Origin of the sequence: Stenotrophomonas terrae, assembly GCF_001431465.1 — a bacterium.
Taxonomy (GTDB): Bacteria; Pseudomonadota; Gammaproteobacteria; order Xanthomonadales; family Xanthomonadaceae; genus Stenotrophomonas; species Stenotrophomonas terrae.
In genome coordinates, this window is record NZ_LDJJ01000042.1 from 1 (window position 1) to 14,372 (window position 14,372).

Here is a 14,372-nt window from a genome sequence, read left to right on the forward strand (position 1 = left end):
GGGCCCGTGCACAACACCGCCAAGGTGGCCGCGGTCGACAGCGTTGCGGGGTTGGGTTTCGGCGGTATTGGCCTGGCGGTTATCCAAGGCGCGCGCCAGGCCAAGGCCGGTCGCATCATCGCCATCGATACCAATCCGTCAAAATTCGAGCTGGCCAAGCAGTTTGGCGCCACCGATTGTGTCAATCCGAAGGACCACGACAAGCCGATCCAGCAGGTCGTGGTTGAAATGACCGGTTGGGGTGTGGACCACAGCTTCGAGTGCATTGGCAACACCAACGTGATGCGGGCGGCGCTGGAGTGCGCGCACCGTGGCTGGGGCCAGAGCGTGATCATTGGCGTGGCCGGCGCCGGCCAGGAAATCTCGACGCGTCCGTTCCAGCTGGTGACCGGTCGCAAGTGGATGGGCACGGCGTTCGGCGGCGTGAAGGGCCGTAGCCAGCTGCCGGGCATGGTTGAGGATGCGATGAAGGGTGATATCGAACTGGCGCCGTTCGTGACCCATACGATGGCGCTGGACAAGATCAACGAAGCCTTCGAGCTGATGCATGAAGGCAAGTCGATCCGCTCGGTCATCCATTACTGATAGCGGCGTGTAGGAGCGGCGTAAGCCGCGAAGCTCACACTCCATCAGTCGCACTAGATCCAGCAACCCAGCATCAAGGATTCCAAACCATGCAACGACTCGAACACCGCGCCTGCTTCGGCGGCTGGCAGGACGTCTACCGGCACGATTCCAAGGTGCTGGGCTGCGAGATGACGGTAGGTGTCTACCTGCCGCCGCAGGCCGAGCACGGCCCCTGCCCGGTGTTGTATTGGCTTAGTGGCCTGACCTGCACCGAGCAGAATTTCATCACCAAGGCCGGTGCACAGCGTTACGCGGCCGAGCACGGCATCATCCTGGTGGCGCCGGATACCAGCCCGCGCGGTGAATCCGTTGCCGACGCCGAGGGCTACGATCTTGGCAAGGGTGCAGGCTTCTATCTCAATGCCACGCGCGAGCCGTGGGCGCGGCACTACCGCATGTACGACTACATCGTTGATGAGTTGCCGGCATGGGTGGAGGCCAATGTCCCGGCCAGCGGGGTGCGGGCGATCAGTGGGCATTCGATGGGCGGGCACGGCGCGCTGACCATTGCCTTGAAGAACCCGGGCCGCTATCGCAGCGTGTCGGCGTTCTCGCCGATCGTGGCGCCTTCGCAGGTGGCCTGGGGGCAGAAGGCGTTTGCTGCCTACCTGGGTGAGGACCGTGAGGTCTGGAAGGCGTATGACGCTACCGAGCTGGTCGCCCACGCGCAGGAGAAGCTGCCGCTGCTGATTGATCAGGGCGGTGCGGATGAGTTCCTGCAGAACCAGTTGCGCCCGGAGCTGTTGCAGGCCGCGTGCGAAGCGGCAGGGCATCCGCTGGAGCTGCGCTTGCAGCCGGGTTACGACCACAGCTATTACTTCATCAGCAGCTTCATTGGGGGTCACATCGCGCACCATGCTGAGGCGATGCGCTGAGCTGAGCTGTTTTTTGTAGAGCCGAGCCATGCTCGGCTGGGGCTTTACTGGTAGAGCCTCTGCCGAGCATGGCTCGGCACTACAGGGCATTGCTGGTAGAGCTTCTGCCGAGCATGGCTCGGCACTACAGGGCATTGCTGGTAGAGCTTCTGCCGAGCATGGCTCGGCACTACAGGGCATTGCTGGTAGAGCCTCTGCCGAGCGTGGGTCGGCACTACAGGGCGTTGCTGGTAGAGCCTCTGCCGAGCATGGCTCGGCACTAGAGGGCGTTGCTGGTAGAGCCTCTGCCGAGCATGGCTCGGCACTACGGGGCATTGCTGGTAGAGCTTCTGCCGAGCGTGGGTCGGCACTACAGGGTGTTGCTGGTAGAGCCCCTGCCGAGCATGGCTCGGCACTACGGCGGTCATTCTCTGGGTCATGCAGGGCGGGGTCTGGGTCACGTTGTTTCCTTGTCGCCCGCGCTATCTTGCCGCTATACGGGTTGGCGATAGGGGAATGCATGCCGCTGCTGCTGGTCCTGCTGTTCCTGGTCTGTCATGGGCTGGTGCTGGCCTTGGAGCCCGGCCCGGCCGGTGTGGGATCGTTTGTGTTTCTGGTGGCTGCGCCCTTGTTGGCCGGGGCTGCTTGTCTCTGGCGGGCGCGGCGCGGTCGTGCGGTGTTGGACTGGTATGCGATCGCGCTGTCGATGCTGCTCTGGGCCGGCGGCATGGCATTCAATCTGGTCGATGCCCTGGGTGCCGGTCGAGCCGACCTGACACCACGCATCAGTCTGCTGCTGTATGTGTTGTACGCCGTGCCGCTGGTGTTCATCCTGGCCCGCGCACGCCATGAGCGGCCAAGCATCAGCCTGATCGATGCGGCCATGGCAGCGCTGCTGGGTGTGCTGTTCTTCGTGCATACCGCGCACTTTGCCGCCCGCATCGACGTTGATGATTCGGCGATGTCGAACATGCGTTACATGTTCGACATCCAGAATCTGTGCATCGCCGTTTTTGCCCTGGTGCGTTGGCTGGCCACGGATACGGTGCAACGACGTGGCTTGTTCCGGGTGTTGGCGCTGTATGCGATGGCTTATTTGTTGGTGGCCGGTTACATCAATCATTTTGCATCGCAGGAATCCTTTGGTGCTTACAGCGACCTGCTGATTGACCTGCCGTTCCTGTTGCTTGCGGTGCTGGCGCTGCGGCAGACGGCGCATTCCTCGTTCGTGCCCAGCCCGCGTTTGTCGCGGATGGTGCAGGCCGGAGGGCCGATGATCCTGCCGCTGTTGTTGCTGGTGGTCGGAACCTTGGTGGTCGACCACGCGCGGCCGCTGGCGGTGACCGGTTTCGTGGTCGCCACGCTGGGCTTTGGGCTGCGCAGCACATTGCTGCAGGTTGCGCTGCTGGAGCGGCAGGCGGCATTGGATCAGCTGGCGCGCAAGGACGCGCTGACCGGCGTGGCGAACCGCCGTCAGTTCGATACGGTGCTGCAGGCCGAATGGAACCGCATGCGCCGCAGTGGCGCTGGACTGGGACTGCTGCTGGTCGATATCGACCACTTCAAGGCCTTCAACGATGCGCACGGCCACCCCGCCGGTGATCGTTGCCTGCAGGCGGTTGCGGCGGGTTTACAGGCAAATGTAAGAAGGGCCGGGGATTGCCTGGCGCGCTATGGTGGCGAGGAGTTCGCGGTGGTCGTGCCCGACGCTACGCTGGAAGATACGGTCTCGCTCGCCGAAACCCTGAGACGGGCGGTGGAGACACTTGTGCTGCCGGAAGGCACGATCACCATCAGCATTGGGGCTTCCTTCCTGCAATGCTCGGCCTTGCTTGATATCGATACCTTGCTGGCCGAGGCAGATACCGCCTTGTATGCGGCCAAGCATGCGGGCCGGAATCGCGTAGCCGTGCGCGTGGCGCAGGTGGTGCATGTCGACGCCAGTGCGCTGCCTTGATCCTGCGGTGGCGGTGGCGGTGGCGGCGGCGAGGCGCCATACCCATGCAGCTGAAGAAATGCGCGAGAGCGCATGAGCGAGGGCTTGTCACGACAAGCCCTCATTGTGGGTTTGGCCTAGCTGCGCAGGCTGAAATCGGTATACGCGTAGCGTGCATCGCGCAGCACGATGTCACCCTGTTCAAGCTGCAAGGGTGTGCGGAACATGGGGCCGGCGCTGACACAGGTGTGGAACTCGCCGTTCTCGCCGCAGGCGTCGATGCCGGTGGGGAGTTCGTCGATCAGCCTGTTGTCGAAGACCCGTCCGCTGAAATCCGCATCCAGCAGCGTGCTGTCCACACAGCACAGCTGGGCCTGCAAACCTTGGCTGATCATCTGCCGGGCCAGGGTTGTGGTGTCGCGGCCGAACAACGGAAACAGCGTGCTCCAGCCCTGGGCCGCGTACTGCTGTTCGCGCCAGGCGCGGATGTCCTGCAGCAGCAGATCGCCGAAGGCGATGGTGTTCAGGCCGGGCCAGCGCTGCTGTGCCTCGGCCAGGGCGGCGCTCATGCGCTGCAGGTAAATCGCGTTGTCGCAGACCTGCGGTATCCAGGCTTGCAGCAACGGCAGCGCGGCAGCGGCGGCCTGTGCCTGCAATACCTCACGGCGCACACCCTGCATCGAGGAGCGTTCATAGCCTTCTGTCAGCGTGCTCAACAGTGCGACAACCTCGATGTCGTCGCGCTGCTGCAGTTCGTATAGCGCCCAGGCGGCGTCCTTGCCACCGCTCCAGGACAGCAGAACCGGTGTGCTCAAGACTCAGCGCACATCGCGCAGTTCCCAATGGCTGCCGGCGAGCATGCGCAGGCGCTGCTTGAACAGATCGCCGGGCAGGCTGGTGCTGGCAACCAGGTCGATGCGCAGGTCGGATTGCTTGCCGGTCACCGTAGCCTCCGGGTCGGTCGCGCCCAGTCCCGGATCCACATCCTCCGGCTCGTCCTGGGTGGCCTTCCAGCGCTCGAACAGTTCCGGGGTACGCAGTGCGGACTGCAGCTGCTCGGCGAAGGCGTCGGCGCCGCTGGCGGTAAACGACAGGCGCGGATCATTGCCACGTGCCTTGGCAGGATCGGGCAGCGAGATGGAGTAGTGCACGGTCATAGGGGGCCTCCTTGATGAAATGTCAGGTTAGCGCTTCAAACGTAGTGATGTTGTCCACGTCGGCTGCGCGTGTCAGCTGCCGAAGCTATGCGGGCCGTCGGCGAAGCCAATGGTCACCGCACCCTTGCCGACGTTGACCATGCCGGTCAGGCTCATCACCGCTTCGGTCAGCTGCACGCCATGGCTGTCGCAGGTCTGGCGCAGCTGCGCATAGCCCGGCAATGCGCGCAGCTCGTCCAGCGGGCCGCCGTAGCTCACGCACACCACCGGCGTCATCAGGCCGGCGGCAACGCGCTTGCCGACGAAGCCGAACAGGGTCTGCACCGCATTGTCGAAGCCCTTGATCTTGGCCACGGGCTCGGTATTGCCGCGGTAGCCATGCAGCACCGGCTTGATGTCCAGGGCGCTGCCCAGGGCGGCACTGAACAAGCCCACGCTGCGGTCACCCTTGTGGCGGGCGCGGGCGCGCATGTAATACAGGTCGCGGGTCACCATGTAGCCGTGCACGTTGCTGGCCACATGCTCCAGGCGTTCGCGCATCTGCGGCACGGTGGCGCCGCTGTCACGCAGCCGCACGGCTTCCACCGCGCTTACTGCCTGCGCGGCAAACAGGTTCTGGGTGTCGATCACGCGCAGGCTGAAGGGCGAGTTGTAACCGGCGGCCTGGCGGACCGGCTTGTACTCGTTGAGGATGCTGTAGCCGGCCTGCACCGCGTTGTCATGCAGGGGGCTGCGGGTGCGGGTGATGGTCAGGCAGAACACCTGGTCGAAATCGGTGACCAGTCTGCTCAGGAACAGTTCGCGGATCTGCTCGGCGCTGTAGGGGATGGTTTCGGCCTCGGCGCTCTGGTCGCTGAGCGGCCCCTGCAGGAAGGCCAGGGTGGCGGCCTCGTCACGATTGTCCGGCAGCAGGGTCTCACCGATCCGTACGGTGATGGGCAGCAGCACGACATTGTTGTGCTGCAGGTAGCCTGCGGGAAGGTCACAGGCTGAGTCGACCACAATTCCTATACGCATGCGGTTGTATCCCCCTGGGTCGTAACAGTGTCGAAAGATCAGAACCCTATCGCAGATTCAGGTGGCCAAAGATGATTTCTGCGGCCATCTTCGCAATATAGGTCATCTTTTTTCACCTTTCTCTCATTTCCTCCAGCGCGGCTGGCTATTAAGCTACTGCCAGCAACTGCGGCCAGCTCCCCGGGTGCGACGGCATGGGTGGGAGTTCACCGCCTGACGGTAGGTGGTGAGCCAGGAATCAGTAATGGAAACGGCAAGTTCAGTAGTTGAGTTCTGGCGCGCGGCAGGTCCGCAGCGTTGGTTTGAGCGTAATGAGGCCTTTGATGCACAGTTCCGGGAACGATTCCTGGACTTGCACTACCAGGCGGCACGTCGTGCCTGCGAGGACTGGCTGGAGAATGCCGAGGGCGCCCTGGCGCTGCAGATCCTGCTGGATCAGTTTCCGCGCAACTGCTTCCGTGGCACCGCGCACTCTTACGCTACCGATGGACTGGCGCGGCATTACGCCACCCGCACCATCGAGGAAGGTTGGGACCGGGAGTTGCCGCTCAAGCTGCGGGCTTTCATCTACCTGCCGTTCGAGCACTCCGAGGATCCGCACGACCAGGACCGCGCGGTAGCGATGTTCGAAGTGTTGGGTGATCTGGAATACCTGAAGTACGCCGAGCTGCATCGCGACGTGATCCGCCGCTTCGGCCGCTTCCCGCACCGCAATGCTGTGCTTGGGCGGATTCCCACTGCGGAAGAGCTGCACTTCCTTGCTGAAGGCGGATTTGCTGGTTGAGTGTCTGCGATGCGGGCCTGGTGTTTGTCTGTGGGAGCGGCGTGAGCCGCGAAGCTGGTGTTGCTTGAAGCCGGCACAACGCTGATATCTGATAATCAGTGTGCTTCGCGGCTGACGCCGCTCCCACAATAAAGCCGAGGCAAGAGCTCTGGTATCGCGTTCGTGTGACTCAGATGCCCAAATGAAAACGCCGGCGATGCCGGCGTTTTTTTATTGCTGCAACGTAACCCGATCAGTACTTGGGAACGCTGTTGTCCACGTTCTCCGACCAGGCATCAATGCCGCCGGTGACGTTGAACACATTGGTGAAGCCCAGTGCCAGGAACTGCGCGGCAGCCTGTGCGCTGCGGCCGCCACGGTGGCACAGGAAGGCCAGCGGGGTGTCCTTGGGCAGGGCTTCGAGCTTGGCGCGGTTGTCACCGTCAAAGGTTTCGAACTTGCCGTTGATCGCGGCGATGGCACGTTCGTCGGCCGGGCGCACATCCACCAGGGTGATGGCACCGGCACGCAGCTGGTCGTCGGCGGCGCGCACGTCCAGTTCCTGCACCGGCTTGGGCGCGTTCGGGTTGTTGATTGCCAGGCCCTGACCGCGGATGTCGTCGACCCAATCGATGGTGATGCCGTCGGCGCGGCGCGCGCTGGCACTGTCGAACTGCACGCGCAGGCCGTTGGACTCGGCAGCGATGGCGTTGTCGTCGAGCGGGGCGAGCTGGAAGTTCGGCTGGAAGCTGGCGTCGATGCTCAGCTGCAGGGCCGCGCCGGGGGCGTCAGCCAATGCGCCCTTGAGCATTTCAACCGCCGCCGGGGTGACGGTGATCGACGGCGGGGTGCGGTCGGGTGCGGCCAGGCCGAGCAGGCTGCTCAGTTCGCCGCTGCTGGCCATCTGCAGGATGATGTCGCTGCCGCCGATCAGCTCCCCGTCCACATACAGCTGCGGAATGGTCGGCCAGTCGCCGTAGGCCTTGATGCCTTCACGGATTTCCTGGTCGGCCAGCACGTTGACGTGGCCGAACTGCACGCCCAGGTCCTGCAGCGCGCCAACGGCCTTGGCCGAGAAGCCGCACTGCGGCATGGCCGGCTGGCCCTTCATGAACAGAACGACGCGGTCGGCGCCGAGGATGGATTCAATGCGCGAACGCAGGGCGGGGTCCAGGGACATCGTGAACTCGTATAAGTGGTCGTAGACCGGGTAATTCTACGCTGCGTGGCATCATGGGGCATGACTGCCCCGGAAACCCTGCATCGCATTCCCGTACGCCCCTGGCGCTGGCTGCCCTGGCTGCTGATCTCGCAGTTGCTGGTGGCCTTGCTGTGGTGGCGGCTGGGCTGGATGTGGGGGCTGCCGGCGCTGCTGCTCAGCCACACGCTGTTCATCGTGCCGGTCTTCCTGCCCAACAGCCGCTTCTATGCGCCGGTGGTCAGCCGCGCGCCCGGTCAGGACGTGTGGCTGACCATCGACGATGGCCCGTCGGCGGAGACCCTGGCGGTGCTGGACCTGCTCGACCAGCACGACGCCAAGGCCACCTTTTTCATGGTTGGCGAGCGCGCGCAGGCCCGCCCGGAGCTGGTACACGAGGTGTTGCGGCGGGGTCACGATCTGGGCAATCACAGCCATTCCCACCCGCAGGCGCGCTTCTGGGCGCTGGGCCCGGCGCAGATGGCGCAGGAAATCGGCCAATGCCAGCAGGCGCTGGCGGCGATTGCCGGTGCACCACCGCGCTGGTACCGCTCGGTGGTGGGCATGACCAATCCCTTTGTAGCGGCGGCACTCAAGCGCCATGCGCTGGCGCGGATTGGCTGGAGCGCCCGTGGCTACGACGGTGTGGACTGCACGCCGGAGGGCGTGGTGGCACGGATTGCACCGGATCTGGAGCCCGGCGCCATCGTGCTGCTGCACGAAGGTGCCGCCCACGGCCATAACCTGGCCATCATCGAAGCCGTGCTGCAGCAGCTGCAGACCCGTGGCCTGCGCGCCCGCCTGCCACAGCCAACAGCGTAGACTCGCCTCCCCGCCGTTTGGCGGTTTCTGGACCCGCACCATGCCTTTTTCCCAACTCGGCCTGTCTCCCTACGTGCTGCCTGCGCTGCAGCAAGCCCTGCAGCAGGCAGGCTATCTGGCGCCGACACCGATCCAGCAACAGGCGGTGCCCCTGCTGCTGAAGGGCCGTGACGTGGTGGCGCTGGCACCTACGGGTTCAGGTAAAACCGCGGCCTACGTGCTGCCAGCGCTGCAGCGCTTCTTCATGGCAACGCCGCGCAAACCACGCGTGCTGGCCCAGCTGATACTGGTGCCGACCCGCGAACTCGCGCTGCAAGTGAGCGATGTGTTCACCACCTTGGGGCGCGAGTTGCCGCGTCGGCCGCATCTGGTCTGTGCGGTCGGCGGGGTGTCGATCAATCCGCAGATGATGTCGCTGCGTGGCGGTGCCGACATCGTCGTGGCCACGCCTGGGCGCTTGCTGGATCTGCTGGCGCATAACGCCTTGTCGTTGAAGCAGGTGCAGCTGCTGGTGCTGGATGAAGCCGACCGCCTGCTGGAACTGGGCTTCGGCGATGAGCTGCGGCAGATCCTGGCCGAGTTGCCGGTAAAGCGGCAGATCGCCTTGTTCTCGGCCACGTTCGCGGCGGATATCGAAGCCTTGGCGGCGGCCGGCCTGCATGAACCGCAGCGTCTGGAAATCGGCGAGCAATCCGCGCCAGACATCGAGCAGCGCGTCATCCATGTGGATAGCGCTCGGCGTGCCGAGTTGCTGCTGTCCTTGCTGGAAGACCCGCAGTGGCAACAGGTGCTGGTGTTTGTGGGCAGCATCCGTGACGGTGACCGCTTGGCCAGCCAGCTGCGCAAGGCCGATATCAATGCGCAGGCCCTGCATGGCGAACTGTCGCAGGGCCGCCGTTTCCGCATGCTGCAGGACTTCAAGGATGGCGAAGTACGGGTACTGGTCGCGACCGACCTGGCGGCGCGCGGCATCGATATCACCCGCTTGCCGGTGGTGGTGAACTACGACCTGCCGCGTGCGCCTGCCGATTACCTGCACCGTATCGGTCGTACCGGGCGGGCGGGGGAAAAGGGCTTGGCAGTGAGTTTTGTCGATTCGGCCGCAATGCCGCATTGGCGTCTGATCTGCAAACGCCATGGGCTGGACAGTGCCACCGAAGTGCTTGAGGGCTTTGAGCCGACGCAGGCAGCACCGGCGGCAAGCGTGGTGGCCGATGACAACGGCGGCATCAAGGGCCGCCGGCCCAGCAAGAAGGACCGGGCGCGGGCAGCCGCGGCGGAGAAAGCAGGGTCCTGACAGCGCCGCAGTCGGCTGGGCCACCGTGGGTAGAGCCGAGCCATGCTCGGCTGGGGCGTTACCGGTAAAGCTTCTGCCGAGCATGGCTCGGCACTACAAAGGCATGGCGCTGCCGAGCATGGCTCGGCACTACCGTGCTTCGGCGATCAATCTTCGAAATCGGTTTCCGCTGCCGGGGCCGGCTCGGCTGCCGGGCGCGGCGTGCGCTTGGCCGACTTGCTGACCACTTCGACGTAGAACTGGGTGTTGCCAGCAGCTACCAGCGCGTCAATGGCGCGGAACAGCTCGTCGTAGGCGATCGGCTTGGCGGAGGCTTCGTCCACGCCCAGCTTGCTGTCAAAACCCCAGGTATCGGCGCCAGCCGGCAGTGCCTTGCCGCGCTCACGCTTGGTGTACTTGCGGATGTCGTGCTTGCTGGCTTCCAGCAGACGGTCGGGGTGCTTGCCTTCGATGGCGAGGCTGTAGGTCTTCTTCACGGGAATCTCGTTGCTGCGCCAGCCCGGTTGGGCCGGCAGGGAATGGCACCATTATCGGTGCAAACGGCTTGACCGTGGTTCAACCGCGATGGGCGACCAGCAGCCAGTTGTTGAATGGAGTGTTGCCGTACAGCGGGCTGAGGCTGACGCTCAGGCCGCATTGTTGCAGCAAAGACCGCAATGACTCGGCATCCGGGTAGTGGCGGGGCCGGAATTGCATCCAGCCGATCAGGTTGGCAGCGCGGTCGCCAATGCGCGAAATACGCCCGCGGCGGCTGCTATCGGCCAAGGCCATGCGCATCACCAGCCGGCCATCACCCTCGAGCATTGCCGCTGCATTGCGCAGCAGCGCTTGCTGGGCCTCGGCGTTCAGATACTGCAAAACATCGAGAATGGCGACGCTGCCGCGGTGGGTGGGAAGGCGGCTGCCCAGGTCCATGACCTCGAAACTGCTGCCGGCCAGGCCGGTACGTGCCGCCACCTTGCCGGCGCGGGCAATCTTGGCCGCGTCATTGTCGACCCCGCGGTAAGGCATGGACTGGCCGTCATGGCGCAGGGCGTGCGCCAGCAGGCCGAGTCCGCAGCCCATGTCCAGCACTGGCGCGCTGCTGCCACGCAGGGCGTCGAGCACACCGGGGTAGAGCGGATCGCTGCGCAGTTTGGCCAGGGTGTAGCAGTAGTCCCAGCGGTTGCCCCAGGGCCGTAACGGGGCGAAGGCGCTGGCGATGGCACGGGCGGCATCGCCGGAAAGTGCTTGCTTGTCGGGCGCCGCCGTCACGCCGCCGGGGCCGCCAGCAGCAGTTCGGCTGCGGTGGGCAGGGCTGCCTGCATCCAGCGCTGGTACATCAGGGCCGAAGGATGCAGGCCGTCTTCGGCCAGCATCTGTGCGTCCTGGCCGTTGTCGCGGCTGGTCGGGGTGATGTCGACGAAGGCCACGCCGTAGTCGCCGCAGCAGGCTTGTGCGGCGGCATTGAAATCGTCGATTTCGCGAGCCACCTGGGCGGCATCGCGGCCGTGCTGCTGGGCGTACGGGGTGAAGCCCCAGTCCGGCGTGGACAGCACCAGTACCCGCCGCGGGTCTTCGCCGGCCAGGGCAATCGCGCGCTGCAGCAGCTGTTCGAACTGCTGGCGGTATTCGGCCAGCGGACGCCCGCGATACTGGTTGTTGACCCCGATCAGCAGGCTCACCAGCGCATACGGCCCCTGTGGGGCTTCGGCGTCGATGGCGGCCGCCAGTTCGTCGGTGGTCCAGCCGGTGGTGGCGATGACCTGCGGATCGTCGAGTGGGATGCCCTGCGCACGCAGCGCCGTCGCGAGATGGAACGGCCAGCTGCCGGCTTGTGGCACGCCCTCACCGATGGTGTAGGAGTCGCCCAGTGCCAGGTAGGACGTGGTGGTGGCTGTGGTTTCGCTCATCAAGGCCGATCAGCCGACCGCGCTGCGCGGCTTGAGCTGCACGACCTTGGTGACGGCTTCGGCGCGACGGCTGAGCAGCTTGTCGATGCGGCCGAACACCTCGCGCATCACGCTGGCCTCGGGCAACAAGGTGACGCGGAAGTGGTTGCGATAGGGCACGTTGAAGCTCGAACCCGGCACCACCAGCACGCCTTCTTCTTCCATCAACTGCAGGGCGAAGTCGTGGTCGTCAAAGCCCTGTGCGGCCGGCCCGATCACTGCCGGGAAGGCGTACAGCGCCCCAGCCGGAGCGACCAATGACAGGTGCTTGCTGGCCGCGCAGGCCTCGATCACCGCGCGGCGGGTTTCGTACAGGCGACCACCGGGGCTGCACAGCTCGGTGATGGTGTCCGGGCCGTTCACCGCGGCTTCGATCGCGTACTGGCCGGGCACGTTTGCACACAGGCGCAGCGCGCTGAGCAGATCCAGCGCGGCGCGGAATTCGCCCAGCTGTTCGCCGGCACCGGACAGCAGCATCCAACCCACGCGCCAACCGCAGGCGCGGTGCACCTTGCTCAGGCCGCTGAAGGTCAGGCAGGGATGATCGCCGGCCAGCGGAGCGACCGGCTGGAACTGGGCACCGTCGTAGAGGATCTGGTCGTAGATTTCATCCACCAGCAGCAACAGGTTGTGCTTGCGGGCGATGGCGACGATTTTTTCAAGCAGTTCGCGCGGGTAGCTGGCGCCGGCCGGGTTGTTCGGGTTGATCAGCACGATGGCGCGGGTGCGCGAGGACACCAGCGCTTCCATCTCCACCGGGTCGGGCAGGAAGCCGTTTTCCGGACGGCAGCGGTAATACACCGGGCGGCCGTCGTTGAGGATGGTGGCTGCCGACCACAACGGATAGTCCGGCGAAGGGATCAGCACTTCGTCGCCCGGATTGAGCAGGGCACGCAGCGACAGATCGATCAGCTCGGACACGCCGTTGCCCAGGAATACCCGGTCAGCCACGGCATCGGGTGCGCCACGGCGTGCGTAGGCGGCAGCGATGGCCTCACGCGCGACCGGCAGGCCCTGCTGGTGGGTGTAGGGATCCGTGCGGCCCATGTCATCGGCGATGGCGTGCTGCAGGTGAGCCGGCGCACGGAAGCCGAAATTGCCGGGATTGCCGATATTGAGCTTGATCAGTTTGTGGCCCTGGGCCTCCAGCTCCCGCGCTCGTCGAGCCAGTTCACCACGGATCTCGTAGCGGACTTCAGACAGGCGTTCACGGGTAGCTAGCGGTTTGACAGGGCTTGACATTTTCTCAGGGCCATCAAGGGCATGGATTTGGCATGGTAGCCGAATTGTTGCGTTGCGGGGCAGGGCTTTGCGGGCGGAAATGGGGAATCTGGATTGGGGATTGGTTACGGCTAAAAGCAAGTGCTCAAGCAAGGGCAACGGCCCCCCTCCCCAACCCTCCCCTTGCCTGCGGCAAAGGGAGGGAGCTCAGCCCCCTCCCTTGCGCGCAGCGCAGGGGAGGGCCGGGGAGGGGTGCTGTTGATCTGCTTTGCTTCTGGCCCCGACAAACCCGCATTCCCGGCTGCAAGCCCTATCCCGGTAGAATCGGGCCATGACAGATTCCATCGACTTCGATTCGCTGCGCCATATCGGCTGGCCCTGGCCCGGTGCTCCCGAGGACCCGGCCTGGCAGGAGGCCTTTGCCGCCCATCCGCAGGCCCGCCCCGGGCGGGTGATCGAGCAGCACCGTTCCGGCTACGTAGTCGCCGATGCGCCCGATAACAGCCTCAAGACCGAGTCGCCACCGGAATGGCAGCGTCCGCGCTTTCCGAGCCACGAACGTGCTGCGGTAGGCGACTGGGTGCTGCTGGAAGGCAAGCGCATCGTCGCGCTGCTGCCGCGGCATACCTCGATCAAGCGCGGTGCCGCCGGTGAGCACTATCACCAGCAGGTGATCGCGGCCAATATCGATACGGTGTTCATCGTCTGTGGGCTGGATGCCGATTTCAATCCGCGCCGCATCGAACGCTATCTGCTGCTGGTGGGCGGTGGTGGCGCGTCACCGGTGGTGGTGCTGACCAAGGCCGACCAGACCGACTACAGCGAAGATGCACTGGCGGTACTGGAAGACCTGGCCGCGCAGCAGATTCCATTGCTGGCGATCAACGGCAAGGATCCGGAAAGTGTTTCCGCCTTGCTGCCGTGGCTGGGCCCGGGCAATACGGTGGTGCTGGTGGGTTCCTCCGGTGCCGGCAAATCCACCTTGACCAACACGCTGTTGGGCGAGGACCGGATGAAGACCAATGAAGTGCGCGGCAATGATTCGCGTGGCCGCCATACCACCACCCATCGCGCGCTGATGCCGTTGCCGTATGGCGCCTGCCTGATCGATACCCCCGGCATGCGCGAGCTCAAGCCTACCGGCGAGGAAACCCTGTCCGAGGGCGGCTTTGCCGATATCGAAGAGCTGACCACGCAGTGCAAATTCCGCAACTGCTCGCATCACAGCGAGCCCGGATGCGCGGTGCAGGAAGCCATCGAGCGCGGTGATATCGATGAAACCCGGCTGGAGAGCTATCTCAAGCTGCGCGAGGAAGTAGCGCTGGCGGCGGCCAAATTGGCGCAGCGTCAGGCCGAGCAGGCCACCGAGCGCAAGCACACCGGGCGCGGTGCGCAGTGGCGGCCAATCAACAAGGGCAAGCGACGCTGAAACCGGCGCTTGCTGCTTCGACTCCCTCCCTTTTGCGTAGCAAAGGGGGTGAAGAAGGCCCGCTTGCGCGCCACTGGCGCGCGGCCTGATGAACGACCGAAGGCTATGCCTTCGGGCCGG

Annotated in this window: 15 protein-coding genes; 7 read left to right on the forward strand and 8 right to left on the reverse strand. The window is 64.9% G+C overall.

Annotated elements, in window-relative coordinates:
- The 3 genes from ABB27_RS12935 to ABB27_RS12950 form a co-directional block, all read left to right on the forward strand.
- Positions 1-585, forward strand: a 585-nt coding sequence (locus tag ABB27_RS12935) for a zinc-binding dehydrogenase (RefSeq protein WP_152984568.1), incomplete at its 5' end; no start/stop codon positions are given.
- An 89-nt stretch (positions 586-674) separates the two neighbouring features.
- A complete protein-coding gene (fghA, locus tag ABB27_RS12940) occupies positions 675-1,502 on the forward strand; it encodes an S-formylglutathione hydrolase (RefSeq protein ID WP_057629209.1) in 828 nt (275 codons plus the stop codon).
- Between the two features lie 499 nt (positions 1,503-2,001).
- Positions 2,002-3,438: a GGDEF domain-containing protein gene (locus ABB27_RS12950; RefSeq protein WP_057629211.1), complete on the forward strand. Its 1,437-nt coding sequence runs from the start codon at positions 2,002-2,004 to the stop codon at positions 3,436-3,438.
- A gap of 116 nt (positions 3,439-3,554) precedes the next feature.
- Here the strand turns inward: ABB27_RS12950 and ABB27_RS12955 are convergent, their stop codons facing one another.
- From ABB27_RS12955 to ABB27_RS12965, 3 genes are all read right to left on the reverse strand, one after another.
- Positions 3,555-4,232 carry a Dph6-related ATP pyrophosphatase gene (locus ABB27_RS12955; RefSeq protein ID WP_057629212.1) on the reverse strand — a complete coding sequence of 226 codons (678 nt, stop codon included), beginning with the start codon at positions 4,230-4,232 and terminating at the stop codon, positions 3,555-3,557.
- 3 nt (positions 4,233-4,235) lie between these two features.
- Positions 4,236-4,574 carry a hypothetical protein gene (locus ABB27_RS12960; RefSeq protein ID WP_057629213.1) on the reverse strand — a complete coding sequence of 113 codons (339 nt, stop codon included), beginning with the start codon at positions 4,572-4,574 and terminating at the stop codon, positions 4,236-4,238.
- Positions 4,575-4,646: 72 nt separating this feature from the next.
- The gene (locus ABB27_RS12965; protein WP_057629214.1) at positions 4,647-5,591 is read right to left on the reverse strand and encodes a DegV family protein; all 945 of its coding nucleotides are present in this window, start codon (positions 5,589-5,591) and stop codon (positions 4,647-4,649) included.
- A 244-nt stretch (positions 5,592-5,835) separates the two neighbouring features.
- On the opposite strand from ABB27_RS12965, the gene ABB27_RS12970 reads away from it, so the two are divergent.
- Positions 5,836-6,375, forward strand: a complete 540-nt coding sequence (locus ABB27_RS12970) for a DUF924 family protein (protein WP_057629215.1) — start codon at positions 5,836-5,838, stop codon at positions 6,373-6,375.
- A gap of 232 nt (positions 6,376-6,607) precedes the next feature.
- Here the strand turns inward: ABB27_RS12970 and grxD are convergent, their stop codons facing one another.
- Positions 6,608-7,534 carry a Grx4 family monothiol glutaredoxin gene (gene grxD / locus ABB27_RS12975; RefSeq protein WP_057629216.1) on the reverse strand — a complete coding sequence of 309 codons (927 nt, stop codon included), beginning with the start codon at positions 7,532-7,534 and terminating at the stop codon, positions 6,608-6,610.
- Between the two features lie 60 nt (positions 7,535-7,594).
- On the opposite strand from grxD, the gene ABB27_RS12980 reads away from it, so the two are divergent.
- The gene (locus ABB27_RS12980) at positions 7,595-8,374 is read left to right on the forward strand and encodes a polysaccharide deacetylase family protein (protein ID WP_057629217.1); all 780 of its coding nucleotides are present in this window, start codon (positions 7,595-7,597) and stop codon (positions 8,372-8,374) included.
- 40 nt (positions 8,375-8,414) lie between these two features.
- Positions 8,415-9,671, forward strand: a complete 1,257-nt coding sequence (locus ABB27_RS12985) for a DEAD/DEAH box helicase (RefSeq protein ID WP_057629218.1) — start codon at positions 8,415-8,417, stop codon at positions 9,669-9,671.
- A gap of 146 nt (positions 9,672-9,817) precedes the next feature.
- Here the strand turns inward: ABB27_RS12985 and ABB27_RS12990 are convergent, their stop codons facing one another.
- The 4 genes from ABB27_RS12990 to ABB27_RS13005 all read right to left on the reverse strand — a co-directional run bounded on the left by ABB27_RS12990 (position 9,818) and on the right by ABB27_RS13005 (position 12,844).
- Positions 9,818-10,147 carry a DUF6172 family protein gene (locus tag ABB27_RS12990; RefSeq protein ID WP_057629219.1) on the reverse strand — a complete coding sequence of 110 codons (330 nt, stop codon included), beginning with the start codon at positions 10,145-10,147 and terminating at the stop codon, positions 9,818-9,820.
- A 79-nt stretch (positions 10,148-10,226) separates the two neighbouring features.
- Positions 10,227-10,925, reverse strand: a complete 699-nt coding sequence (locus ABB27_RS12995) for a class I SAM-dependent methyltransferase (protein WP_057629220.1) — start codon at positions 10,923-10,925, stop codon at positions 10,227-10,229.
- Complete coding sequence (locus ABB27_RS13000) at positions 10,922-11,563, reverse strand: SGNH/GDSL hydrolase family protein (protein WP_057629221.1); 642 nt, start codon at positions 11,561-11,563, stop codon at positions 10,922-10,924. Before ABB27_RS13000 ends, ABB27_RS12995 begins: the two co-directional genes overlap by 4 nt.
- Positions 11,564-11,572: 9 nt before the next feature.
- On the reverse strand, positions 11,573-12,844 hold the full coding sequence (locus ABB27_RS13005; RefSeq protein ID WP_057629222.1) for a pyridoxal phosphate-dependent aminotransferase: 1,272 nt from the start codon (positions 12,842-12,844) through the stop codon (positions 11,573-11,575).
- Between the two features lie 310 nt (positions 12,845-13,154).
- On the opposite strand from ABB27_RS13005, the gene rsgA reads away from it, so the two are divergent.
- Complete coding sequence (rsgA, locus tag ABB27_RS13010) at positions 13,155-14,252, forward strand: ribosome small subunit-dependent GTPase A (protein WP_057629223.1); 1,098 nt, start codon at positions 13,155-13,157, stop codon at positions 14,250-14,252.
- Positions 14,253-14,372: the final 120 nt, after the last annotated feature.

Bases quoted from the DNA above. Each gene is read 5' to 3' on its own strand.
- ABB27_RS13000 (WP_057629221.1), bottom strand. From the start codon at position 11,563: ATGAGCGAAACCACAGCCACCACCACGTCCTACCTGGCACTGGGCGAC.
- ABB27_RS12970 (WP_057629215.1), top strand. From the start codon at position 5,836: ATGGAAACGGCAAGTTCAGTAGTTGAGTTCTGGCGCGCGGCAGGTCCG.
- ABB27_RS12965 (WP_057629214.1), bottom strand. From the start codon at position 5,591: ATGCGTATAGGAATTGTGGTCGACTCAGCCTGTGACCTTCCCGCAGGC.
- grxD (WP_057629216.1), bottom strand. From the start codon at position 7,534: ATGTCCCTGGACCCCGCCCTGCGTTCGCGCATTGAATCCATCCTCGGC.
- ABB27_RS12980 (WP_057629217.1), top strand. From the start codon at position 7,595: ATGACTGCCCCGGAAACCCTGCATCGCATTCCCGTACGCCCCTGGCGC.
- ABB27_RS13005 (WP_057629222.1), bottom strand. From the start codon at position 12,844: ATGTCAAGCCCTGTCAAACCGCTAGCTACCCGTGAACGCCTGTCTGAA.
- ABB27_RS12985 (WP_057629218.1), top strand. From the start codon at position 8,415: ATGCCTTTTTCCCAACTCGGCCTGTCTCCCTACGTGCTGCCTGCGCTG.
- fghA (WP_057629209.1), top strand. From the start codon at position 675: ATGCAACGACTCGAACACCGCGCCTGCTTCGGCGGCTGGCAGGACGTC.
- ABB27_RS12950 (WP_057629211.1), top strand. From the start codon at position 2,002: ATGCCGCTGCTGCTGGTCCTGCTGTTCCTGGTCTGTCATGGGCTGGTG.
- rsgA (WP_057629223.1), top strand. From the start codon at position 13,155: ATGACAGATTCCATCGACTTCGATTCGCTGCGCCATATCGGCTGGCCC.
- ABB27_RS12960 (WP_057629213.1), bottom strand. From the start codon at position 4,574: ATGACCGTGCACTACTCCATCTCGCTGCCCGATCCTGCCAAGGCACGT.